Consider the following 20,749-nt stretch of genomic DNA (forward strand, 5'->3'; position numbering starts at 1 on the left):
TGCAGAGTGCTTTAATTGCAACACTGGGGTAGACAAAAGAAAAAGCCACCCAATGGATGACCTTATCCTTATTAAATTTATGGCTTCCGCTGATATGTCCAAACTCGTTCATCATTTGACGTTTCAGGAAATGCATCCCCTGCTTTAAGCCTAATTTTTTTGGGATTGTTAACATTGCTTCCTGTATCTCCGACCTCAATATAAATACCATTATTCGGGGCTTTACTCCCTGACTTAAACTGACGATTTTGTCCCATTCTTTTCCCTCCTTTACTTCACATACCTTATTATTACCTTTTCACGGATAGTCATTATAGGAATTTCTTTCAAAATAACCTATAAGTCGACATTATTTCCTAAGAAATACACTGGAATGTGCACGAACTTTTGACGATTGTATGAACTTATTGCTCATTTGTTGCTAATTATTCTTCGTTAACAATATAATTATAGTATTATCTAGTAAATCAAGATCTTGACTGTCATTTTTAAAAATAAATTTGTTTTGAATTCGTACCTTTAAAGGTGGTTATTAGTATGCAGTCAGTAAAAGAATTGCCAGTAACACTGTCCCATCTTTTTGATACAGTTCACCATATAAGGAAAGTTGAAAAAGGTACTTTTTTATTTCAAGAAGGATCTATGGCTGATGAATTGTATATTATTCAAAGTGGAATTCTTCAAATTAGCAAGATCATTCCAGATGGAAGAGAACTAACTTTAAGAATGTGCTCAAGTGGTGACTTTGTCGGTGAATTAAACTTATTCTCCCCTTCTTCACGCTATTTATTAAGCGCCCGAGTAGTAGAGAGTGGCGAAGTAGCCGTTATTATGAAAGATACGCTTGAAGAAAAACTTTCACAAAATCTTGCGCTTTCTTTTGAATTCATAAAGTGGATGAGTCAACAATATCGAAAAACCCAAACCAAATTTCGTGATTTGGTTCTTCATGGTAAAAAAGGGGCTCTTTATTCCACACTCATTCGAATTACCAACAGTTATGGTATTAAAACCAATAAAGGAATACTAATTGAATTACCACTAACCAATCAGGAACTAGCCAACTTTTGTGGTACATCCAGAGAAGTAGTAAATCGTTTGTTAAGCGATTTACGAAAGAGTGGTATCCTATCGATTGATAAAGGAACCATTACAATTCACGATTTAGAGTATTTAAAACGCGAAATTGATTGTGAAGATTGTCCAACGGAAATCTGTAAAGTAGACTAGGATGACTGCTGGCAAACAATTTAATATAGTACAAAAAAAATCGGTCATATTGACCGATTTTTTATTTTAGTATGAGTATTTGAATCGCCATAATTATAAAGAATATTGCTGAATTAATTATTTCATAAATGCCAATTTGTTTAGGTGAAAATGATCTTCCGTAAAAAGTAACAGCTCTCAACAGACTTGGGATCAATGCGAATGCAACCATCCAATAGCCAACCCCGAACCACACGGCCACTAATAGAAAATGGTAAATCCATGAAATCCATTTAAATTGGATATTCTTCTTCTCCCTAATCATTGACTTGACATAAAACGTACAGCCCACAAAAAACAGTACCGAAGTTAAAAAAGTGAATACAAGGGTCTCGATGTTCATCACACCATGACCTAAATAACTGCTTGCGAGGCCAGCTACTGAAAAAGCAAAAATAGCAGATATATCATTCATAAAAGCACGGTCTTGATTTTTGGAAGTAAAGTAAGCATTTATCATAAAAAACGGAATCATTAGTAGACCGAAATAAATAATGGTTGGTCTTTCCAAAAGCGGAATAAGTAAAAGTATTAGGGCAGGAATCATATATACCAGTGTCCATTTTGTATAGTACTGAAGTTTTTTCCTTTTAAATAAAAGAAGCATCGGATAGGTTGCTAAGTACAATAAGAGCCAACCAATGAAAAATGGGATATGCTTCCACATAAACCCTCCTTCAATGACACCAAGCCAAAACGGGATGATTAGCATTGCCCATGCACCATGTTGTTTCGGTAAAAATAACTTCATCATGTTCACTCCTTTTCCTTGCCTAACCTAAATATAAGCCAGCTAAGCGGAAAAATAAGTGAAACACATCACAAATTAAAGCAAAAAAGAAGGCCATCGCCTTCTTTTTGTGACAATTTTGTATAGGTTAAAATGGAAGTCCAACAATTTCAGATCATCTACAAGATAACTTCAGTCATCTCTAGGCCGGTTATCTGATGAGTGTTTGCCGTAGTTCCATTAAAAACCCATGATTCTATTTTAACAAACAATATATCCCCTAATTAGTATTATAGAGTATATCCATAGATCAGGCTGTGATAAAAGTAACAGATTTGACAATTTTATTAACTTTTTTAATCAATTTTATGAACAAGTTCCTGAAGTAAGTGCTCGGTCCAGATTAATGCACCTGCATCATCGATCTGAAAGCTAGGAACATTGATTCTTGATTTAATTTGCTGACACATTTCTTCCTTCCAATACAAAATCCCCAAAACATTACTTACGGTATTTAGCAAGGAGAGGTCAAATTCATCCCTTACTAACAGTAATTTGGGATAGGACTTTTGCTTATAGCCTTCGATTAAGATGATGTCTGGATGAAAAAATTTCATCAACTCAATTTGATCCTCTAGTGTTGGATAGAAATTGTCAGCTTGTAAGATTAGACTTCCTTCTCCTTCAACAATCGAGGCAAACGCCCCCGCATTTAGATGTTTTTCTGTATCTTTCTGCGGGAGTGCTGCTAATTTGCCACCATGTCCGTGATGCTTAATAGTAACTGTCTTTAGCCCCTTTTTTACTAGGTCATTGATCAGCTTGGTTGTGATTGTGGTTTTCCCACTATTTTGATATCCAACTACTTGAAAGATGACAGGCTTTACCACGGCCACTCACTGCCGACCTGGTCTTCAAGCAAGAGGACCTCCACTTCACATCCGGCTGTAAACCCTCTAGTTCCACCTGGAAGAATCATTAGCGAATTAGCTCCAGAGAGGCTCATAATTATGTTAGACTTGTCGAGTCCACTCGGTGTCGCCTTTAGTCTACCTGCATCAATAAACGTTGAACTTCGAACAAACCTTGTAAACGGATTTGCTTTAGGAAAATCAACTTCTAATAGGGCATGTTCTTTACGAAGATGCGGTTTATCTGAGAAAAGCATTCTACGGATAATTGGACGCGCAAACAATTCAAAGCCAACATAACAAGCCGATGGATTTCCCGATAGTCCAAAGAGAAGTTTCCCATTATGTTGTGCAACCGTCGTAACACTTCCAGGGCGCATGGCAACTTTATTAAAGAAAACCTCTGCTCCAAGCTTTTCATAAATAGCCGGAAGATAATCAAAATCTCCCACAGATACCCCGCCAGTGGTAATTAACAGGTCTACTTCATTGATTGCATTTTGGACTGCTTCAAAGCAAGTGTCGAATTCATCTGGAAGCTTCCCGAAATAGTGCACAATTCCTCCCGTTCTTTCGATTTGAGCAGCAATCATATGTGAATTACTGTTTCGAATTTTTCCGGGTACAAGGGCTTCATTTACTTCTAAAAGCTCAGTCCCTGTTGCAAATAAACCAACACGCGGTTTTTTTGCAACAGATACTTGTTCATATCCAAACGTAGCAAGCATGGCTTGAATACCGGGATTTATCAATGTACCCTTTTTTACCAAAATTTCGCCTTGTTTGGCATCTTCACCACTATACGAAACGTTATCACCCTTTTTAAAGCTGCGTTTAATCGACATATATGGAATACCATTCTTTTCGTAAGCCTTAGCCACCTCAAACATCACAACAGCATCTGTTCCCTCCGGCATCATCGCACCCGTCATAATTCTAACCGCTTGATGCTCTCCAATTAATTTGGTGGATACCATTCCTGCTCCGATGTGATCAACCACTTCAAATTCAACTACATTCGTTAGCGCAGCCTCACGAGTATCAATTGACCTAACAGCAAAACCATCATACGGTGCACGATCAAAATGCGGGACATCGCTAGTTGCGATCAAATCCTCTGATAAAAAACGGCCGTAGCTTTCATTTATTGGAACTTGTTCAGTTACACCAAGTAATTGATATTCCATTATTCTTTTAACTGCTTCACCAATTGGTATTGGTTTTCTTCTTTCGAACAAAATAATCACTCCTACCTTATACAAATATCTATCCATTGTGTTATGTACTAATCGTCATCGACTATCAACATTATAAGCTTATTAAAAACCAACTGACATATCAAATGTCACAAAATAAAAGTATTCTCCCATAAAAAAGAAAATCATATCGAATGTGTGATTCAGGTCACCTAGTTTTTTTTCTTTTTACTTTATTCTTAGGTTAGATTAAATCTTGCACTTAGGGAGGAAATAAATATGACTTTCACAATTACAGCAAATTCATTAGTTAAAGATATCGTTAACGAATTACCTAAAACAAGTGATGTTTTCAAAAAGAACCGGATTGATTTTTGCTGCGGTGGTAATATTTCACTAACAGAAGCGGTTGCCCAAAATAATCTTAACTTGGATACATTATTAGATGAACTAAAAGTTGTCTTTGAAAAATATGAAAACACTGAGAAAGATGTAGAGGTTTGGACGAACTCTGATTCCGCAACCATTGTTGATCATGTTATTTCAAATTACCATCGTGTGTCTGAAGAGGAACTTACCACGTTAAGTCCCTATGTAACAAAAGTTTCACGTGTCCATGGCGACAACCATCCTGAGTTACTAAAGGTTTATGAGCTTTTCTATGAATTCAAAAAAGAATTGATGGAGCATATGGAGAAAGAAGAAGCAGTTGTATTCCCTCTAATTAAACAACTTGCTGATGGAACGGTAGAAAACCGTGAAGAAGCCATTGCGATGATTGTTGAACTTGAAAAAGAACATGACCATGCAGGTGAAATATTAAGAGAGATACGTGCAGTAACTTCTGACTATACTCTTCCTCTTGATGCTTGTGGTACGTACCGTTTAGTATATGCTCGCTTAGAGGCGCTAGAAGGATTAACCTTTATGCATGTACATCTTGAAAATAACATCCTATTTCCTAGGTATCTTTAATAAAATCAACAGTCCGCTTTTTCTTAAAGCGGGCTGTTTCTTTCTACAAAAAAAATACTCTCTTCATGGAAGAGAGTTTAACCACCAATATACGACATTTCGATTTTTTTACGGTTTTTGTGTGTTTCAGCTGTTCTTTCGTCTGAATATCTGTCATCTCGTCCATTCCATATTGCGCTCACACGTTCACGGATTTCTTCATCGGAAGCACCGTTTCTCATGAAGTTACGGATATCATGTCCATTCCCATTAAATAAACAAGTAAAAATCTGACCATTCGCCGAAAGCCGAGACCGAGTGCAGCTTGAGCAAAATGATTCAGAAACGGATGTAATAAATCCTACATTCACATCTTTATCTTTATAGCGGTATAATTTTGCTACTTCTCCGTAATAGGCTGGGTCTACTGGTTCAAGCTCAAATTGTTCCTTTAATAAATAATATATCTGTTTTTTAGTAATAACATCATCCATTTTCCATCCATTGGTTGAACCCACATCCATGAATTCAATAAAGCGAAGCTCAAGACTGTTCGCCTTGCAATACTCTGCCATTGGAATAATTTCAGAATCATTGAGGCCCTTTTTGACAACCATATTAATTTTAACCCCAAGACCTGCCTGTTTCGCAGCTTCAATGCCTTCTAGAACAGGCCCAGTTCCAACCCCGCGTCCATTTATTTTCCCAAACAACTCATCATTTAACGTATCAAGACTGACATTTACCCTTTTGAGGCCAGCTTCCTTTAAATCTTTTGCAAATTTCGGCAGAAGCACACCATTCGTAGTCAAACCGATATCAAGTAAGCCTTCAATCGCTGACAGCTTTTTAACAAGAATAGGCATATCTCTACGAAGAAGCGGTTCTCCTCCGGTTAGGCGAATTTTTTCCACACCTAAACTAACAAATATTTTTGCGAGGCGATCAATCTCTTCATAAGTCAGCAAAGCACCTTTGGGAAGAAACTCAAAATCAGGACCAAATTGATCTGCTGGCATACAGTATTGGCAACGGAAATTACACCGATCAATCACAGAAATTCTTAAGTCATGTAAGGGTCTATTTAATTTATCTTTAATAATGGTTTTTTCCATTTATATCAACTCCATTATTTTAAGGAACCTAATTATAATAAGTGTACCAGTCTTTAGTTAAAAAGACTGTTACTTTATTCACTATTACAATACTTTATAATACCATTCTTATCTTAGCAGATATTTCCCATTCAATAAATAACTGTTTTGAAAATACCGTTCCTGCCTGTTATTTATTTTTTGATTATGTAAACCTGTCTGCTGATTTTGGCACCAAGTTTATAATTTCAAATGAGTTTTCACTATATTGTCATTGTTTACTTCTTTTTATGGCTTCCATATAGGATAGAATAATACTAACAAACTAAAATGAACACGCTGGTAATATGATAGTTGAGAATATGAATTTTAGAGGTGAATTCGATGACAATGATAATGAAACCGACTCATTCAATTGAAATAAAAGAATTACTTAAATTTGCAGACCGGAAATTTAAAAGTGAAAGAGGAACCTTTTTATTTCAAGAAGGAATGCTAGCAGAAGAACTTTACATTGTAATTTCAGGCAAAATTCAAATCAGTAAAGTTACATCAGATGGGCGTGAACTTTCATTAAGAATTTGCGGGGAAAATGATATTTGCGGAGAATTAACTCTTTTTACGGATAACCCCAGATATTTATTAAGTGCAATGGTTCTTGAGGAAGGAGAAATCGTTGCAATAAAAAAAGATATCATTGAAAGTGAAATATTCCAAAATAGTAAGCTTGCCTTTGAATTTATGAAATGGATGAGTGACCATTTCCGTAAAACGCAAACAAAATTTCGTGACCTCGTCTTAAATGGAAAACGGGGTGCCCTTTTTTCAACTCTTATCCGAATGTCGAATAGTTATGGTGTTCAAAAAGGTAATGAAATCTTAATTGACCTTCCTTTAACCAACCAAGAACTTGCCAATTTCTGTGGTACTTCACGTGAGAGTACAAACCGTATTCTTAGTGAGTTAAAGAAAGATAACATTATTTCAGTTAAGAAAGGTAAGATTTCAATTTTAGATTTACAATACTTAAAAAATGAAATCGACTGTGAGAATTGTTCTGCCGTCTATTGCAGTATTGAATAGAATGGGCAGCCATCCTTTTAGGGCATTTATTTTTTAAACAATAGGCTGTCTCCTAGTCGGGAGGCAGCCTTGTTTTATCGCTTTTTACTGAGCTTGCTTTTCTCTTAATGATTTAGGTACATAAACGCAGAATGGCTCGCTTTCCAGATAATCTCCTGTCATCGCGTATGCTCTAGACCTGGATCCCCCACAAACGTGCCGGAATTCACAGACACCGCATTTCCCTTTAAACAGATCTGGATTTCTAAGCGATTGGAATATCGGTGATTCACGATAAATCTCTGCTAATGGCGTTTCACGGATATTACCCGCTTTAACTGGCAAGAGTCCGCTTGGATATACATCCCCAATGTGAGAAATGAACACAAAACCATTACCATCATTAACACCTTTTGGTGCTCGTCCTAGACCATCAATAGATCCCGTTAAGCCTTTTTCTGTTAATGCACTTAGATACTCGATTTCATCTGACGTTTCCTTCGCTTCACGCATTTTTTGCTGAATTACAACCCGGCGGTAGTGCATTGCTTCAGTTGTTTTAATATCAAAGGATACACGCTTGCTTAAATCATAAAGCCATCTGAATACTTTTTCATGTTGGACCGGAGAAATCATATCGGATTCTTGGCCTCTTCCTGTTGGGACAAGGAAGAAGACACTCCATAATACACACCCTAAAGATTCAACCATTTTGGCCATATCATCAAGGTATTCAATATTATAACGTGAAATAACCGTGTTAATTTGAATCGGTAATCCAACTTCATGCAAATATTGTATTTTTTCCATGGTAAGATCAAATGATCCAGCTGTGCCTCTAAAATGGTCATGAATCTCAGCCGTAGGACCATCAATACTAAATGCCCAACGAGCGAGGCCCACTTCTTTAGCCTTCTCAATGGCTTCTTTTGTTACATTTGGTGTCGCGCTTGGGGTCATAGATACACGTACACCTTTTTCAACTGCATATTTCGCAATATCAAAAACATCTTCTCTCATTAAAGGATCCCCGCCTGTGAAAACAAGCATTGGATTGTTCATTTCATATATTTGATCTATTAGATTTTTGCCTTCTTCAAAAGATAGTTCACGTGGGTCCCTTTTATACTGTGCATCCGCACGGCAATGCAAGCACTTTAATTGACAAGCTCTAGTGAGTTCCCAAATTACGATAAAAGGGTCTTTATTAAAATCACGGATAATAGCCATATGAAACGCCTCCTACTAACGGCTACCTGAGAATTCAACAGCCTTAATAATTTGTATTATAAAGGTGTTTATATTCGAAAAAAGTGAACTATCTCACATCCATTCAGATAGATATGTCTGAATCGTGAAGAAAAAAGTAAAAAACAGCAGAGATTCTGCTGTTTTTTACAAGTGGTGAATAATTCCATTTTTCCGCTGAATAACCTTTAGTTTTTCTTAACGAATTCCTAAAGCAATCTTTGCATAGCGTGACATCATTTCTTTAGTCCAAGGTGGATTGAAAACAATATTAACTTCTACGCCTTTAATTTCTGGAATGTCAGCCAATGCTCGCTTAACTTGATCCACAATCGTACCTGCAAGCGGGCAGCCCATTGAAGTTAATGTCATCGTAATGGTAACATTCCCTTCATCATCCATTTCAGCATTATATACTAAACCTAAGTTTACAATATCTACACCTAGTTCAGGGTCAATTACTAACTCTAAAGCACCCATAATATTTTCTTTTAATTCTTCATTCATATTCGATCCACTCCTTAAATTTCTTTGTCCCAATTTATTATAACAAATATGTAAGCCTTTCTTTCTAGATTGAGACTTCGTTTAAAAAAGTATATAGTTTTTTTATACCTTTTGGTGTGAATTTTTTTACAGTTCAGATATAAAATTGTTAACATAGTGAATATAGAAATAATAATTTTCATTTATATTCGCAGTGTAACATATATATTAATTTTCCCCTAAAACCATCACCTTTATTAAGGCTGAAAATTATGATTAAAAGGAGTATTTATGACAGATAGACATTTAATTGCATTAGATTTAGATGGGACATTATTAAAAGATGATAAAACGATTTCTTTAAAAACAAAGGGCATTTTAAAAAAAGCAAGAGAACATGGCCATATCGTTATGATTGCAACAGGAAGGCCTTATCGTTCCAGTGAGATGTATTATCGGGAATTGGATTTGGACACACCCATTGTCAATTTCAATGGAGCCTTTATGCATCACCCTCGAAATCCTGACTGGGGATTTTATCATGAACCCTTGGATGTGAAGGTAGCAAAAGAAATTGTTGAAGCATGCAGAAGTTTTCACTTCCATAACATTATTGCCGAAGTAATTGATGATGTATATTTCCATTACCATGATGAGAAGCTTTTAGATATTTTTAACTTTGGAAATCCAAAAATCACTACAGGTGATTTAGCAAATTATTTGAATGATTCGCCCACTAGTTTGTTAATTCATACCGAAGAGGATCAATTAAAAACAATCCGTGATCATTTATCGGCTGTCCATGCAGAAGTGATTGATCACCGCAGTTGGGCCGCACCGTGGCATGTGATTGAAATTATTAAGGTGGGCTTAAGTAAGGCTGTTGGGTTAAAAAAGGCTTCTGATTATTATGGCATTCCTTCAGATAGAGTGATTGCCTTTGGCGATGAAGACAACGATCTAGAAATGCTTGAGTATGCCGGACACGGTATTGCGATGGGTAATGCCATTGAAAAAGTTAAAAATATTGCAAATGACGTCACTTTGAGCAACGAAGAAGATGGTGTTGCTCAATATTTGGCAGATTTGTTAAAGCTAAATTATTAACATTCATTCACCATTGTTTACCTAAATGAACCTACCTCTTTTTGTACATACTATTTTTTGAGGCAGCGTTGCTGTTTCAATTTGAGCTATGAGCATATTGGAGGGATTCGAATGGGTAAACGAAACAAATCAAAACGCTTTGTCCAGCAAGGAGTTGATACGGTCAGCAAGCATGCGGAACGTATTCCTTATCACATGACCTACGCTGAAGCAGAAGCTCAGAAGATGGCCAATGTGCAAGAATCCTCACTTGGAGGAATATAACATGGGAAACCAATTGTTCCAAGAAGCACGAAGATTTGTTGAAATGGCGAAGTCTGCCAACCCAGCTGAAACTGATTCTGCTGTTGCGAAGGCTAAAAATGCATTAAGTTCTGCTTATGCAAATTCGACTGTAGCAGAGCAAGCACAGCTCCAACAAATGCAACAAGAGCTTGAACAGATGACTTAAAACAGAAAAGCGGATGCGCCAAGGCGCTTCCGCTTTTCTACTCTTTTCGAAAAAATCCATAGATATTTGTCGTTTGAATGATATTTGTAAAGGCCCTTGGATCCACTTCCTTTAGGATTCTTTCTAAATCATAAAGTTCATAGCGGGTAATCACCACCATTAACATTTCTCTCGCTTCGTTTGAAAAAGCCCCTTTTGCAGGAAGGATCGTTATCCCTCGCACAAGTCTCTCCTGGATAGCCTTTTTCATTTCATCCGTCTTTTTGGTAATAATCATGGCCGTGAGTTTGGCATGTCTAGTATGAATGGCGTCAATCACTCTAGTTGAAGTATATAATGTTACAAGCGTATAAAGAGCTTTTTCCCAGCCATACAAAAATCCCGCTGTTATAATAATTACCCCATTTATAACCAACATATAGGGACCAATCGGCTTATCCTTCATTCTTGATAAAACCATGGCAATGATATCTACACCACCTGTTGAGGCCCCCCATTTCAACGTAATCCCGACACCCACGGCTTGGATTACACCTCCAAAAACAGCATTTAAAAGGATGTCTCCTGAAACTTCCTTTATCGGAATAAGTGTTAAAAATAGTGAGGACAGAGCAACACTTATAAAGCTATAAACTGTAAAGGATTTCCCTACCTTTTTCCATCCTAGAATGGCAACAGGAATATTCAATAAAAATAATAAGAAACCTAATGAAACTTGAATGCGAGTATAGTCACTCAACACCTTTGAAAGAAGTTGTGCTATTCCAGTGAATCCACTTGAATAAATGTTTGCCGGTATTAAAAATAAATTCATCGCTAGCGCAACTAACAATGAACCAGCTGTCACCACTGCCAGTTTTTTTGTCTGGAGCCATATCATATTAATTTCTCCTTTATAGTGAAATTGTGAACTGTTTTATACTTTGTGGTGAATGATAATTGTATTTTAAGTATGAAACCGATAAACTGAAACTATAAATTAGCTTGAAAGCAGGTGAGCTTCATGCAGGTAAGAGTACTGGCTGATAGCGCATGCGATTTACCAAAAAGTTTTTATGAAGAGAATCATGTCACACTATTTCCATTAAAAGTTGAGATTAACGGCAAGGAATATGAAGATGTAAAAACAATTGATCCAAACACCGTTTATGAAGCAATCCGAACTGGCATTGTTCCAAAAACCTCTCAGGTATCTCCACTTTTGTTTGAGGAAGTATTTACCGAAATGGCTGAAAAAAAACAAGACGGGATATACATAGCCTTTTCCTCCGAATTATCTGGTACATATTCCACCGCTGTTATGATTCTTGACCAAGTGAAGGAAAAATATCCAAATTTTAATTTAACGATTGTTGATACCAAATGTGCATCGCTTGGGTTTGGTCTTGTGGTTAAAGAAGCCGCAGCTCTCGCCCTGAAAAGTGTAAGTAAAGAAAAGATCTTAGAAGATGTTCTGTTTAGAAGCCAGCACATGGAACATCTGTTTACTGTTGAAGATTTAGATTATCTAGCAAAGGGTGGCCGTGTATCAAAAGCCTCTGCTTTCTTAGGGGGATTATTGAATATTAAGCCCATTTTAAATGTGGAAGACGGGAAACTTGTCCCCATTGAAAAGATACGCGGGAAGAAAAAAGTAATGCGTCGTATCATTGAAATCATGAAGGAACGCGGGGCAAATATGGAAGACCAAGTAATTGGGATTAGCCAGGCCGATTGTGAAGAAACTACATTAGAATTGAAAGCCATGATTGAAGAAGAATTCCATCCCAAAGAAGTATTCATTACTTCAATTGGCTCTGCCGTTGGGTCACATACAGGTGCAGGAACTATCGCTATTTTCTTTTTAAACGAAATACCATCTTCAAATTAAAAAAATGAGTGGGGTTTAAACACCGCACTCATTTTTCATTTATCTATTTATGGTCTGTCTTCTTGGAATATTGATTTTTTCCAGCTTGACGATTTTTTTCGCGCATCATATTCTTTTCATGGCGAAGGGCATTGTTGTCTTTTGCTTTTTTATCGTTGTCTGATGTGTGTGGCATAAGCTTACCCCTTTCAAATGGATTCACTTTAGTTTCTGTCAATTTGAAAAGAGTATGTAAAACACCTTAATCTTTCTTCTCATATGTCCAATTGCCCTCTTGGTACACCCTGCCCTCTTTCATAAGCTTTCCAAGTGCACGTTTGAAGGCGCCTTTACTCAAATCGAAACGATCTTTTATGTCTTCAGGCATGCTTTTATCGTTATATGGCATGGCACCATTTCTGCTCATTAGGTATTCATATATCCGTTCTGCATCTAGATCCTGCGATTCTTCTTTCCTTGCTAATAACGAAACGTTAATCGTTCCATCTTCCTTAACGTCAATAATCCGTCCCTCAACCTTTTGACCTATACGAGGCTCTTCCAGTCTTTGTGATTCATGAATAAACCCTTTGAAGCCTTCTATTGTATAAATCCAACTGCCTACTTTAGCTGTACGATAAATATGGCCCTGCACATTTTTATTAAAGTCTTCTCTTGTTGCTTCAACGGATATAGATTCAATCACCTGGTCACTGGCCAGCTTTGCATAAAGAAGATAAGTACTGCTAAGCTTTAAAGTAATATAGACTAAATCGCCTGGCTTCGGCCATACTGACTTATGCACAGGCAAATCATCGATTCCTAATAGAATATCCTTTGGAAGCCCAATATTTATGAAGACGCCAATTCTCGGATTTACGTCTGTTGCTTTAACCCAAGCATAGCGTCCAATTGCTACCGCTGGAGTCGTAGTTGATGCGGAAATTCGACCTTCTGAATCAACATAAAGAAACACTTCAACTTGATCTTCTACTTCTAATTCTTGGTTGGCTTGATTTGTATGCAGCAGAACATCTTCATTTCCATCAGTTAAAAAATAGCCAAATGAAGCCTTCCGGGCTACAGTTAATGTGGTCATTTGACCGATAAGTTCATTTAATGACATATATAACTCCTTCTTTCTTTTTCGGAGAATTTTCCTAAGCGGTTGTTACAACTGCTATATTTTACTATAATGTACCCATAAAGGGAAACTATAGCAGGATTAGTTTCAATATATAGTTATAAAATGGAGGTTTGTTTATGTCAAAAGATAGCTCATTTGATATTGTTTCTCAAGTCGATTTATCTGAAGTTTCAAATGCGATTGCGCAAACGATGAAGGAAATTGGCACGCGTTATGATTTTAAGGGCAGTAAAAGTGAAGTCTCACTTGATAAAGAAAAAGAAGAGCTGGTTCTTATTTCAGATGATGAATATAAAATGGACCAGCTGAAAGATGTTTTATTTAGCAAATTAATGAAACGAAGCGTTCCGGTTAGAAATCTTGACTACGGGAAAGTTGAAAAGGCATCGGGTGGAACAGTTCGTCAAAGAGCTAAATTGGTTCAAGGTATTGATAAAGAAAATGCAAAAAAAATCAATACCATTATTAAAAACAGCGGCGTCAAAGTAAAAAGTCAGGTACAAGATGACCAGGTCCGTGTGAGCGGGAAGAACCGAGATGATTTACAAAAAATAATCTCCCTTGTTCGCGATGCTGACTTAACTGTGGATGTACAGTTTATTAATTATCGATAAAAGCAAAAGGCAGAAGGATTTAAAATCCTTCCGCTTTTTTATTATCTTTATTTTTCATAATTTGAACTATTTATCTAAAACTATTAGGGAGTAAACACTTGGAGGTTTTAGTAAATGAGTAACAATCAAAAGCAACAAAAGCAGACCTTTCCCCCCAGCATCAGAACCACCAACCAGGGATAGAAAGTGAAATGAATCCTCTGCCCATTTCAGTTGATCCTAATTATAAGCCTGGAGGAAAATTAATTGGTAAAACAGCGATTATTACTGGAGGCGACAGCGGGATTGGCAAATCAGTTGCGATTTATTTTGCCAAAGAAGGAGCAGACGTAGCAATTGTCTATTTAGAAGAGCATCAAGATGCAGAAGAAACTAAGCAATTGATCGAAGCCGAAGGTCGAAGATGTCTTTTATATTCAGGCGACGTTGGCAATGAAGATTTTTGTAAGGAGACTGTCAATAAGATTCATTCTGAATTTGGCAGATTAGATATCGTTGTCAATAACGCTGCGGAGCAACATCCGCAAAAAAGCTTATTATCGATTACTTCACATCAATTGGAAAAAACATTCCGAACCAATATATTCTCCTTTTTTTATATGACGAAAATGGCCCTGCCTTTTCTAAAACCGGGTGCATCCATCATAAATACTGCCTCGATTACTGCTTATAAGGGGAATGAACAATTATTAGATTACTCAGCAACAAAAGGTGCGGTGGTTTCCTTTACCCGCTCATTAGCAATGTCGCTCGCACCTCAAGGGATTCGCGTGAACGGTGTGGCCCCGGGTCCGATTTGGACACCACTCATTCCATCGACTTTCCCGGCTGATCAAGTTGCTGTTTTTGGGTCAAGCACCCCAATGGGTAGAGCTGGCCAACCCTATGAATTGGCTGCGAGCTATGTTTACCTAGCTTCAGATGACTCATCCTATGTTAGCGGGCAAATGATTCACGTAAATGGCGGGGAGATTATCAATGGATAAAAAAATGTCGAGGGGATTAATAAGGTCCCCTCGACACTTTATTTTTTTCGTTTCCTTATTTTATAAAGAAATATGAAACACAACAGGTATACAACGACTAAGCTTGCGATTAATGAAAATTTGATACCACTTTTCTCAGCTAACACATATATTTCCGAATTATCCCGATCCAGAATTATCATATATTTATTATCTTTACTAACAATTTTGTCTCCGGCAAGCAAGCCTCGCAGCTCTTTCCCACCTTCAATCTGACTGCTTGTTAAGGTAACACTTTGGGATTTGCCCGTATTATTGATTGCAATAATGGACGTTTCATCTTTATATACTCGTTTATAAACAGCCATCCCGTTTTGATCATAAAGCATTTCCATTGTCCCTCTTGTTAAAGAAGGAAGTGTATTTCTTAATTCCCCCAGCTTGGTTATATAATCAATTAGTTCCTTTTCCGCCCGAAAGCTCATTTGCCCGCGGTTATCCGGGATTTCTCCCCCATTTAAGGCAATCTCTGTTCCATAATAAAAAAGAGGAATTCCCGGGGTTGTATATAAATATACCAATGCTGTTTTCCAGCGGGAGCCTGGGAATTGTTTCTTTGCGACAATGTCACTTGTAAATCTTGACGTATATTCGTTATCCATAAAATTAGCTCTTAAAAAGGATTTCTGACCATTATCACCATCTGAATAAAGTTCGCGGAAAGACTGATCTGTTCCTGCAAATGTTTTTCTCAACTTTTCACTGTATGAGTAATTAACTATGCTGTCTATTCCGGCACCTTCATACTTTTTCAAATCAGTTGAATTATTTTTTGACATTACTCCCATTAGAAAGAAGTTCTTCTTTTCTTGCTTAACTTCATTTGAAAAATCATTCCAAAAACTTATGGGAACATAATTTACTTCTGGTAGACTCATCCCATCTATATCTGTTTTATCAATCCACCATTTTGCTGCATCGATTAAATATTTTTTAACTTCCGGGTTGTCCTGATTCAAGTCAGGTAATCCTTCAATCCAGCCCTTTTCAAGTACTGCCTGATTTTCATTTGTACCTGGGATAGACTGTTTTTTATGGAACCAGTTCTTCTTGATAGGATCACTTAACCACGGATGGTCTGCCGCTACATTATTCGTAACAAAATCAATCATTACCTTCAACTTGCGGTTATGTGCTTCTTTAACTAATGTTTGAAAAGACTTCAAAGTTCCAAAATGCTCATCCACTTTGTAAAAATCATTCACCCAAAAGCCATGGTACCCATTTTTCGTATTGTCAAAAATGGGTGTTAAGCGAATTGCGGTGAATCCCATTTCATGTATGTAATCCAATTTATCAATAATACCTTTAATATCCCCGCCGTTATATGCTAATGGATCTTTTGCGTTTACATCCATGTCATTATTTCTATCTCCATTGTTGAAACGATCGACCATGATAGAATAAACGGATTCATCCTGCCACAAGCGGTCTTCCTTTTCAACCGCAGCATGGGCAGGAAGCGATGAATGAAGTAATAACAGAATTAAAATGAGTGAAATTTTTTTCATATAGTTATATCCCTCCTCTAAAAAAGAGAAGAGGATATCCCCTTCCCTACACCCATTTTAATCTAATCAAGTTTTTATTCCAAATATTAAATTCTTGGATGTAACAATATTTATTCTTAATTCACTATGTTAATATTGTAATCCTTAAACCATGTGTGCAGTTGCACAAGATAGGCCAATAACTGTGGTCCTGTCATCAATTGGCCAAACCAAGGTTCCTGAAAGGAATTTCCACCCGATTTGACGATACTCTCAAGCTGTTCTTTATTAAAAAATTCATGCAAGGCTGAGGATTTATCTTTTAATATATTTTCCACCAGCTTTTGAACTGCAATGGTATAGGCAGGATTATGTGTCTTGGGATAAGGGCTTTTTTTCCGGTACAAGACTTCCTCAGGTAAAATACCTTCAAAGGCTTTTCTAAGAATACCTTTTTCCCTGCCGCGATACATTTTCATTTCCCATGGGATATTCCATACATATTCGACAAGGCGATGATCAGCAAAGGGAACTCTAACTTCTAAACTTGCACCCATGCTCATTCGGTCTTTTCGGTCAAGTAATGTTGTCATAAAGCTAATCATATTAATATAAAATAATTCTCTCCGTTTTGCTTCTTCTTGACTTTCACCTTCTAACTTAGGGGTTTCAGCAATCGCTTGATAATACCTATCCATCACGTAATCATTTAATTTTAGTTTTTCCTGCCAATGAGATTTCAACAAATTATGTCGTTCTGATATGGAGCGCATCCATGGAAACCCAGGCCGCTCTAAGTCTTGTTTGCGGTGGAACCATGGGTAACCCCCGAAAATTTCATCAGCACATTCCCCAGAAAGACTGACAACAAAGTCCTGCTTGATTTCTTTACAAAACCAAAGTAACGATGAATCCACATCTGCCATTCCTGGAAGGTCTCTTACATGAGTAGCCTCCACCAAATCATTGACCAATTGCTTTTGAGTAATAATTTTGTTATGGTGCTTTGTATTAAATTTATCGGTTATCATTTGAATAAATTTTCCATCCGCATCTGGTTGAAATTCATTGGATGAAAAGTATTTGTCATTGCCTTCATAATCAATAGAATAAGTGTGTAACTGCCCCTTATTTTGGTCCTTGAATCCTTTGGCGGCAATCGCTGTAATGATGCTCGAATCCAGCCCTCCAGACAAAAAGGTACTTAGGGGCACATCTGAAACAAGCTGTCTTGTTACCGCGTCTGTGACTAAATAACGGACCTTTTCAGCTGTTTCCTCCACGTTATCCTTATGTTCTTCACTTTTCACATTCCAATAGCGCCAAATTTTCAAACCATTCTTTGAAAATGTTAAAGCATGCGCAGGTCTTAACTCATTAATTCCTTTAAACACCCCAGAACCAGGCGATCTAGAAGGACCAATTCCAAAAATTTCTGCAAGACCTTCTTGATTAATTTCCGTCTTTACCTCAGGATGGGCTAAAATAGCCTTGATTTCAGATGCAAATAAAAGGCCTTTTTCGTGTTCTCTAAAAAATAATGGTTTTACCCCTAAGCGGTCACGTCCAATAAAAAGTTGTTCCTTCTTACTATCCCAGATGGCAAAGGCATAAATCCCATTCAGATAATTTACGCACTCTTCCGCCCATTCTATATAGGCAGTTAATAGAACCTCTGTATCAGAATGACCTTTAAATGAATATCCTTTAGTATGGAGAACTTTGCGGATATCTTCGGTGTTATATAATTCCCCATTGTAACAAATGGTGTAATGGAAACCGTCTTTTTGTTTAGACATTGGCTGCCTTCCCCCTTCAGGGTCGACAACAATAAGTCTCTTATGGCCAAAAGCCACATGTGTCTCAGACCAGATGTTGGTTTCATCAGGGCCTCTTTTTGCTAATGAATTAGTCATTTTTGTAAGTGTACCCGCTTCGTTCTTAATTGGTTTATTAAAATTAATCCAGCCTGTAATACCACACATTTCCTATCTCACTCCTCATTAACAGAACTACTGTACATGAATTCATGTTTTTATAGTATTCAGCCCATGGGAAATGGTTAATTGTCCGAAGAGAAATGCGGATGGGCATGTGGCAAGCAAACAGTTTATTTGATTTAAAAAGATAATACTTTATCTTTCAGTTATAAAATTTCATGAAGATGTCTAAAAAGAATATGACAGCATCTGGTACGGAGGGTAGAAATGAGTCGACAACAACGAATGAGACTTTACGATATACAGGAAAGAGCCTACACGGAAGGAACAGTTGAACAAATTAATGATCAGTGGATTTTCTTTGATGAGGAAACAGAAGAAGCGGAAATGTTAGATGATTACCTTCAGCAAGAAATAGAAGTCTTCAGAATGAATCGTTGGAAGAAAGGTAAATTGTATGAAACAGGAAAAGTACGAATTGGAAACGATGCCACTATGCTCCGCAATCATGATTTAGTTAGGATTAGGAAGCATTTAGTGTATTCACTTGAAAGGCTTTTAGATGGAATCAATGATGATGCCTTTTTTCAATTTGTTACTACTTTAAACTCGTTAAACTTTTCCATTTACGATTGCATCTATTGTTATAACCATTTATCCTTCTTATCGGATGAGAACCGCAAGGATGGAGTCAATTTTCTAGTATTCGATAATCAGGAGCAAATCTGTAATGTCCAACACCACTTTTGTTACTTTGAAAAAGTGAATGACCGATTTGAATTTACATTAAATACAGGAAAACGACTAGTAATTGAAAAAATGATTTCATAAAACGCAAACAGGGTGTCAGGCACCATGTGAAAATTTCACATGGTGCCTGACACCCATTTTTTACGGACAATTTAGTTCCCGATATACTTTGAATAAAGCATTTTAGCTTTGACCACATCATTTGTTCCATGAACCAATACACGTGCATCTCTAAACACGACAATTGAAATTTCTTCGTCAGGAGCAAAACGGAGTAAGAAGTCATTTCCCGAAACATTACCACTTTTCTTGAGCCGCATTGCTAGATTTTTTACATCTAGGTCACGCTTATTTCTTGGATTAATTTGGACTGTATTTCGCCCACAAAGTGTCGTATAGACTACTTGGAGTTCAGACGACCGATTTAAAAAATCAAATTGATGGTTCACACATGTTGGACAATTAGGATTTCTTCCCTCAGAAATATCCATTTGCATGGAGGTATAATCCCATATATCAATTTGCTCTAAATTAGGTGTAGTTTTCTCACCCATTAATATTTTCATTGTTTCCATTGCTTGAAAGGAACCGATAATATCCGTTAATGGGGACAATACACCAACTGTATCGCAGGTTTCCCCAGTCGCAGTCGGGACATGCGGAAAGAGGCATCTGTAACAGGGGGTGATTCCGGGTATAATCGAGGCAAACATGCCTCTTGAACTTACCGCAGCCCCGTGAATCCAAGGAATTCCGTACTTTACAGCCACATCATTGATTAAAAAACGTGTGTTAAAATTATCGGTGCCATCAACGATACAATCAAATTCTGTTAATAATTCTTCGGCATTATCTAGATTTAAATCGGCAATTACCGCATCAACAATAACCGTCGAATTAATTTTATTTAATCTATTTTGTGCGGCAATTACCTTTGGAAACTGTAATCTTGCATCCTCTTCATCAAAAAGTGTCTGCCGCTGCAAATTAGATAGTTCAACTAAATCCCTATCAATTAGCCTTATATAGCCAACTCCGGAACGAACCAGGTGATTTGCAATTACTGTACCAAGCGCACCGACGCCGACAATTGCTACTTTACTATTTTGCAATTTTATTTGTCCGGTCTCCCCTACCTGTTGAAAAAGAATCTGTCTTGAATAACGTTCTAAATCACTCATGATCCACCACTTTCCTAAGTTAAACTAGAATTTTACTCCTCAAACGGAAAATTTATATTACTTTTATCTTACCAAATTATTTCCGATTGTCTTTTAGAAATAAATAATTTAATTTTAAAAATAATTGAAAAAGTATATAATAAATAATGAGGTAAAGTATAAATTTGGGAGGAATCTCTTATATCAATAGCTAATATTATAAGAGATTAGTATATATTTTTTTCATATGAGAAAGTGGGGGAAAA

At 36.9% G+C, this 20,749-nt stretch carries 23 protein-coding genes; 10 read left to right on the plus strand and 13 right to left on the minus strand.

What is annotated here, in order from left to right; translation table 11 throughout:
- Positions 1–77 precede the first annotated feature (77 nt).
- Positions 78–257: a YjzC family protein gene (locus RCG22_RS09495; RefSeq protein ID WP_098260899.1), complete on the minus strand. Its 180-nt coding sequence runs from the start codon at positions 255–257 to the stop codon at positions 78–80.
- 280 nt (positions 258–537) lie between these two features.
- On the opposite strand from RCG22_RS09495, the gene RCG22_RS09500 reads away from it, so the two are divergent.
- Complete coding sequence (locus tag RCG22_RS09500; protein ID WP_308106639.1) at positions 538–1,230, plus strand: Crp/Fnr family transcriptional regulator; 693 nt, start codon at positions 538–540, stop codon at positions 1,228–1,230.
- A 61-nt stretch (positions 1,231–1,291) separates the two neighbouring features.
- On the opposite strand, the gene RCG22_RS09505 is transcribed toward RCG22_RS09500, so the two are convergent.
- From RCG22_RS09505 to RCG22_RS09515, 3 genes are all read right to left on the minus strand, one after another.
- The gene (locus tag RCG22_RS09505) at positions 1,292–2,023 is read right to left on the minus strand and encodes a YwiC-like family protein (protein WP_374049436.1); all 732 of its coding nucleotides are present in this window, start codon (positions 2,021–2,023) and stop codon (positions 1,292–1,294) included.
- A 332-nt stretch (positions 2,024–2,355) separates the two neighbouring features.
- Positions 2,356–2,895 carry a molybdopterin-guanine dinucleotide biosynthesis protein B gene (gene mobB, locus RCG22_RS09510; RefSeq protein ID WP_308106640.1) on the minus strand — a complete coding sequence of 180 codons (540 nt, stop codon included), beginning with the start codon at positions 2,893–2,895 and terminating at the stop codon, positions 2,356–2,358.
- Complete coding sequence (locus tag RCG22_RS09515) at positions 2,883–4,148, minus strand: molybdopterin molybdotransferase MoeA (RefSeq protein ID WP_308106641.1); 1,266 nt, start codon at positions 4,146–4,148, stop codon at positions 2,883–2,885. The genes mobB and RCG22_RS09515 overlap by 13 nt, the downstream gene beginning before the upstream one ends.
- A gap of 237 nt (positions 4,149–4,385) precedes the next feature.
- Here RCG22_RS09515 and ric point away from each other — a divergent pair, with 237 nt between their 5' ends.
- Entirely contained in the window at positions 4,386–5,081 is a 696-nt protein-coding gene (gene ric / locus RCG22_RS09520; protein ID WP_308106642.1) for an iron-sulfur cluster repair di-iron protein, read from the plus strand.
- A 77-nt stretch (positions 5,082–5,158) separates the two neighbouring features.
- Here the strand turns inward: ric and moaA are convergent, their stop codons facing one another.
- Positions 5,159–6,175 (minus strand): GTP 3',8-cyclase MoaA, encoded by a 1,017-nt coding sequence (gene moaA / locus RCG22_RS09525; protein WP_308106643.1) that lies wholly within the window; start codon positions 6,173–6,175, stop codon positions 5,159–5,161.
- A 363-nt stretch (positions 6,176–6,538) separates the two neighbouring features.
- On the opposite strand from moaA, the gene RCG22_RS09530 reads away from it, so the two are divergent.
- Entirely contained in the window at positions 6,539–7,237 is a 699-nt protein-coding gene (locus tag RCG22_RS09530) for a Crp/Fnr family transcriptional regulator (RefSeq protein WP_098260892.1), read from the plus strand.
- An 84-nt stretch (positions 7,238–7,321) separates the two neighbouring features.
- On the opposite strand, the gene RCG22_RS09535 is transcribed toward RCG22_RS09530, so the two are convergent.
- Positions 7,322–8,446, minus strand: coding sequence for a TIGR04053 family radical SAM/SPASM domain-containing protein (locus RCG22_RS09535; RefSeq protein WP_308106644.1), 1,125 nt, complete (start codon positions 8,444–8,446; stop codon positions 7,322–7,324).
- 216 nt (positions 8,447–8,662) lie between these two features.
- Complete coding sequence (locus RCG22_RS09540) at positions 8,663–8,971, minus strand: metal-sulfur cluster assembly factor (protein WP_098260890.1); 309 nt, start codon at positions 8,969–8,971, stop codon at positions 8,663–8,665.
- Positions 8,972–9,241: 270 nt separating this feature from the next.
- Here RCG22_RS09540 and RCG22_RS09545 point away from each other — a divergent pair, with 270 nt between their 5' ends.
- The 3 genes from RCG22_RS09545 to RCG22_RS09555 all read left to right on the plus strand — a co-directional run bounded on the left by RCG22_RS09545 (position 9,242) and on the right by RCG22_RS09555 (position 10,508).
- On the plus strand, positions 9,242–10,057 hold the full coding sequence (locus tag RCG22_RS09545) for a Cof-type HAD-IIB family hydrolase (RefSeq protein ID WP_308106645.1): 816 nt from the start codon (positions 9,242–9,244) through the stop codon (positions 10,055–10,057).
- A 111-nt stretch (positions 10,058–10,168) separates the two neighbouring features.
- Positions 10,169–10,321: a hypothetical protein gene (locus tag RCG22_RS09550; RefSeq protein WP_166258563.1), complete on the plus strand. Its 153-nt coding sequence runs from the start codon at positions 10,169–10,171 to the stop codon at positions 10,319–10,321.
- 1 nt (position 10,322) lies between these two features.
- Positions 10,323–10,508, plus strand: coding sequence for a DUF3813 domain-containing protein (locus tag RCG22_RS09555; RefSeq protein ID WP_098260888.1), 186 nt, complete (start codon positions 10,323–10,325; stop codon positions 10,506–10,508).
- Positions 10,509–10,545: 37 nt separating this feature from the next.
- Here the strand turns inward: RCG22_RS09555 and RCG22_RS09560 are convergent, their stop codons facing one another.
- On the minus strand, positions 10,546–11,388 hold the full coding sequence (locus RCG22_RS09560) for a YitT family protein (RefSeq protein ID WP_308106646.1): 843 nt from the start codon (positions 11,386–11,388) through the stop codon (positions 10,546–10,548).
- A gap of 123 nt (positions 11,389–11,511) precedes the next feature.
- On the opposite strand from RCG22_RS09560, the gene RCG22_RS09565 reads away from it, so the two are divergent.
- Positions 11,512–12,378 (plus strand): DegV family protein, encoded by an 867-nt coding sequence (locus RCG22_RS09565; protein ID WP_308106647.1) that lies wholly within the window; start codon positions 11,512–11,514, stop codon positions 12,376–12,378.
- A gap of 43 nt (positions 12,379–12,421) precedes the next feature.
- Here the strand turns inward: RCG22_RS09565 and RCG22_RS09570 are convergent, their stop codons facing one another.
- Together RCG22_RS09570 and RCG22_RS09575 are read right to left on the minus strand one after the other, a co-directional pair.
- Positions 12,422–12,553, minus strand: coding sequence for a DUF3941 domain-containing protein (locus RCG22_RS09570; protein ID WP_081825501.1), 132 nt, complete (start codon positions 12,551–12,553; stop codon positions 12,422–12,424).
- Positions 12,554–12,619: 66 nt separating this feature from the next.
- Positions 12,620–13,483 (minus strand): CvfB family protein, encoded by an 864-nt coding sequence (locus tag RCG22_RS09575; protein ID WP_098260885.1) that lies wholly within the window; start codon positions 13,481–13,483, stop codon positions 12,620–12,622.
- Between the two features lie 137 nt (positions 13,484–13,620).
- Between RCG22_RS09575 and RCG22_RS09580 the strand changes: the two genes are divergently transcribed.
- Together RCG22_RS09580 and RCG22_RS09585 are read left to right on the plus strand one after the other, a co-directional pair.
- Positions 13,621–14,118 (plus strand): YajQ family cyclic di-GMP-binding protein, encoded by a 498-nt coding sequence (locus RCG22_RS09580; protein WP_098260884.1) that lies wholly within the window; start codon positions 13,621–13,623, stop codon positions 14,116–14,118.
- A 191-nt stretch (positions 14,119–14,309) separates the two neighbouring features.
- Positions 14,310–15,104, plus strand: a complete 795-nt coding sequence (locus RCG22_RS09585; protein WP_308106648.1) for an SDR family oxidoreductase — start codon at positions 14,310–14,312, stop codon at positions 15,102–15,104.
- 38 nt (positions 15,105–15,142) lie between these two features.
- On the opposite strand, the gene RCG22_RS09590 is transcribed toward RCG22_RS09585, so the two are convergent.
- Together RCG22_RS09590 and asnB are read right to left on the minus strand one after the other, a co-directional pair.
- Positions 15,143–16,654, minus strand: a complete 1,512-nt coding sequence (locus RCG22_RS09590) for an alpha-amylase family glycosyl hydrolase (protein WP_308106649.1) — start codon at positions 16,652–16,654, stop codon at positions 15,143–15,145.
- 116 nt (positions 16,655–16,770) lie between these two features.
- Positions 16,771–18,618, minus strand: coding sequence for an asparagine synthase (glutamine-hydrolyzing) (gene asnB / locus RCG22_RS09595; RefSeq protein WP_308106650.1), 1,848 nt, complete (start codon positions 18,616–18,618; stop codon positions 16,771–16,773).
- Positions 18,619–18,840: 222 nt separating this feature from the next.
- Between asnB and RCG22_RS09600 the strand changes: the two genes are divergently transcribed.
- Positions 18,841–19,404, plus strand: a complete 564-nt coding sequence (locus RCG22_RS09600; protein ID WP_098260880.1) for a DUF2777 domain-containing protein — start codon at positions 18,841–18,843, stop codon at positions 19,402–19,404.
- 71 nt (positions 19,405–19,475) lie between these two features.
- Here RCG22_RS09600 and RCG22_RS09605 read toward each other — a convergent pair whose 3' ends face one another.
- Positions 19,476–20,504 (minus strand): ThiF family adenylyltransferase, encoded by a 1,029-nt coding sequence (locus tag RCG22_RS09605; protein ID WP_308106651.1) that lies wholly within the window; start codon positions 20,502–20,504, stop codon positions 19,476–19,478.
- Between the last annotated feature and the right edge of the window lie 245 nt (positions 20,505–20,749).

The organism is Neobacillus nitrireducens (assembly GCF_030915405.1).
Taxonomy (GTDB): domain Bacteria; phylum Bacillota; class Bacilli; order Bacillales; family Cytobacillaceae; genus Neobacillus.

What these genes read in the sequence shown, in the direction of transcription:
- RCG22_RS09585 (WP_308106648.1), top strand. Translation starts at nt 14,310, where the DNA reads ATGAATCCTCTGCCCATTTCAGTTGATCCTAATTATAAGCCTGGAGGA.
- RCG22_RS09600 (WP_098260880.1), top strand. Translation starts at nt 18,841, where the DNA reads ATGAGTCGACAACAACGAATGAGACTTTACGATATACAGGAAAGAGCC.
- RCG22_RS09495 (WP_098260899.1), bottom strand. Translation starts at nt 257, where the DNA reads ATGGGACAAAATCGTCAGTTTAAGTCAGGGAGTAAAGCCCCGAATAAT.
- RCG22_RS09575 (WP_098260885.1), bottom strand. Translation starts at nt 13,483, where the DNA reads ATGTCATTAAATGAACTTATCGGTCAAATGACCACATTAACTGTAGCC.
- RCG22_RS09540 (WP_098260890.1), bottom strand. Translation starts at nt 8,971, where the DNA reads ATGAATGAAGAATTAAAAGAAAATATTATGGGTGCTTTAGAGTTAGTA.
- RCG22_RS09550 (WP_166258563.1), top strand. Translation starts at nt 10,169, where the DNA reads ATGGGTAAACGAAACAAATCAAAACGCTTTGTCCAGCAAGGAGTTGAT.
- RCG22_RS09500 (WP_308106639.1), top strand. Translation starts at nt 538, where the DNA reads ATGCAGTCAGTAAAAGAATTGCCAGTAACACTGTCCCATCTTTTTGAT.
- RCG22_RS09535 (WP_308106644.1), bottom strand. Translation starts at nt 8,446, where the DNA reads ATGGCTATTATCCGTGATTTTAATAAAGACCCTTTTATCGTAATTTGG.
- RCG22_RS09530 (WP_098260892.1), top strand. Translation starts at nt 6,539, where the DNA reads ATGACAATGATAATGAAACCGACTCATTCAATTGAAATAAAAGAATTA.
- RCG22_RS09590 (WP_308106649.1), bottom strand. Translation starts at nt 16,654, where the DNA reads ATGAAAAAAATTTCACTCATTTTAATTCTGTTATTACTTCATTCATCG.
- RCG22_RS09545 (WP_308106645.1), top strand. Translation starts at nt 9,242, where the DNA reads ATGACAGATAGACATTTAATTGCATTAGATTTAGATGGGACATTATTA.
- ric (WP_308106642.1), top strand. Translation starts at nt 4,386, where the DNA reads ATGACTTTCACAATTACAGCAAATTCATTAGTTAAAGATATCGTTAAC.
- RCG22_RS09570 (WP_081825501.1), bottom strand. Translation starts at nt 12,553, where the DNA reads ATGCCACACACATCAGACAACGATAAAAAAGCAAAAGACAACAATGCC.
- RCG22_RS09605 (WP_308106651.1), bottom strand. Translation starts at nt 20,504, where the DNA reads ATGAGTGATTTAGAACGTTATTCAAGACAGATTCTTTTTCAACAGGTA.
- moaA (WP_308106643.1), bottom strand. Translation starts at nt 6,175, where the DNA reads ATGGAAAAAACCATTATTAAAGATAAATTAAATAGACCCTTACATGAC.
- RCG22_RS09555 (WP_098260888.1), top strand. Translation starts at nt 10,323, where the DNA reads ATGGGAAACCAATTGTTCCAAGAAGCACGAAGATTTGTTGAAATGGCG.
- RCG22_RS09505 (WP_374049436.1), bottom strand. Translation starts at nt 2,023, where the DNA reads ATGATGAAGTTATTTTTACCGAAACAACATGGTGCATGGGCAATGCTA.
- RCG22_RS09580 (WP_098260884.1), top strand. Translation starts at nt 13,621, where the DNA reads ATGTCAAAAGATAGCTCATTTGATATTGTTTCTCAAGTCGATTTATCT.
- asnB (WP_308106650.1), bottom strand. Translation starts at nt 18,618, where the DNA reads ATGTGTGGTATTACAGGCTGGATTAATTTTAATAAACCAATTAAGAAC.
- RCG22_RS09560 (WP_308106646.1), bottom strand. Translation starts at nt 11,388, where the DNA reads ATGATATGGCTCCAGACAAAAAAACTGGCAGTGGTGACAGCTGGTTCA.
- RCG22_RS09565 (WP_308106647.1), top strand. Translation starts at nt 11,512, where the DNA reads ATGCAGGTAAGAGTACTGGCTGATAGCGCATGCGATTTACCAAAAAGT.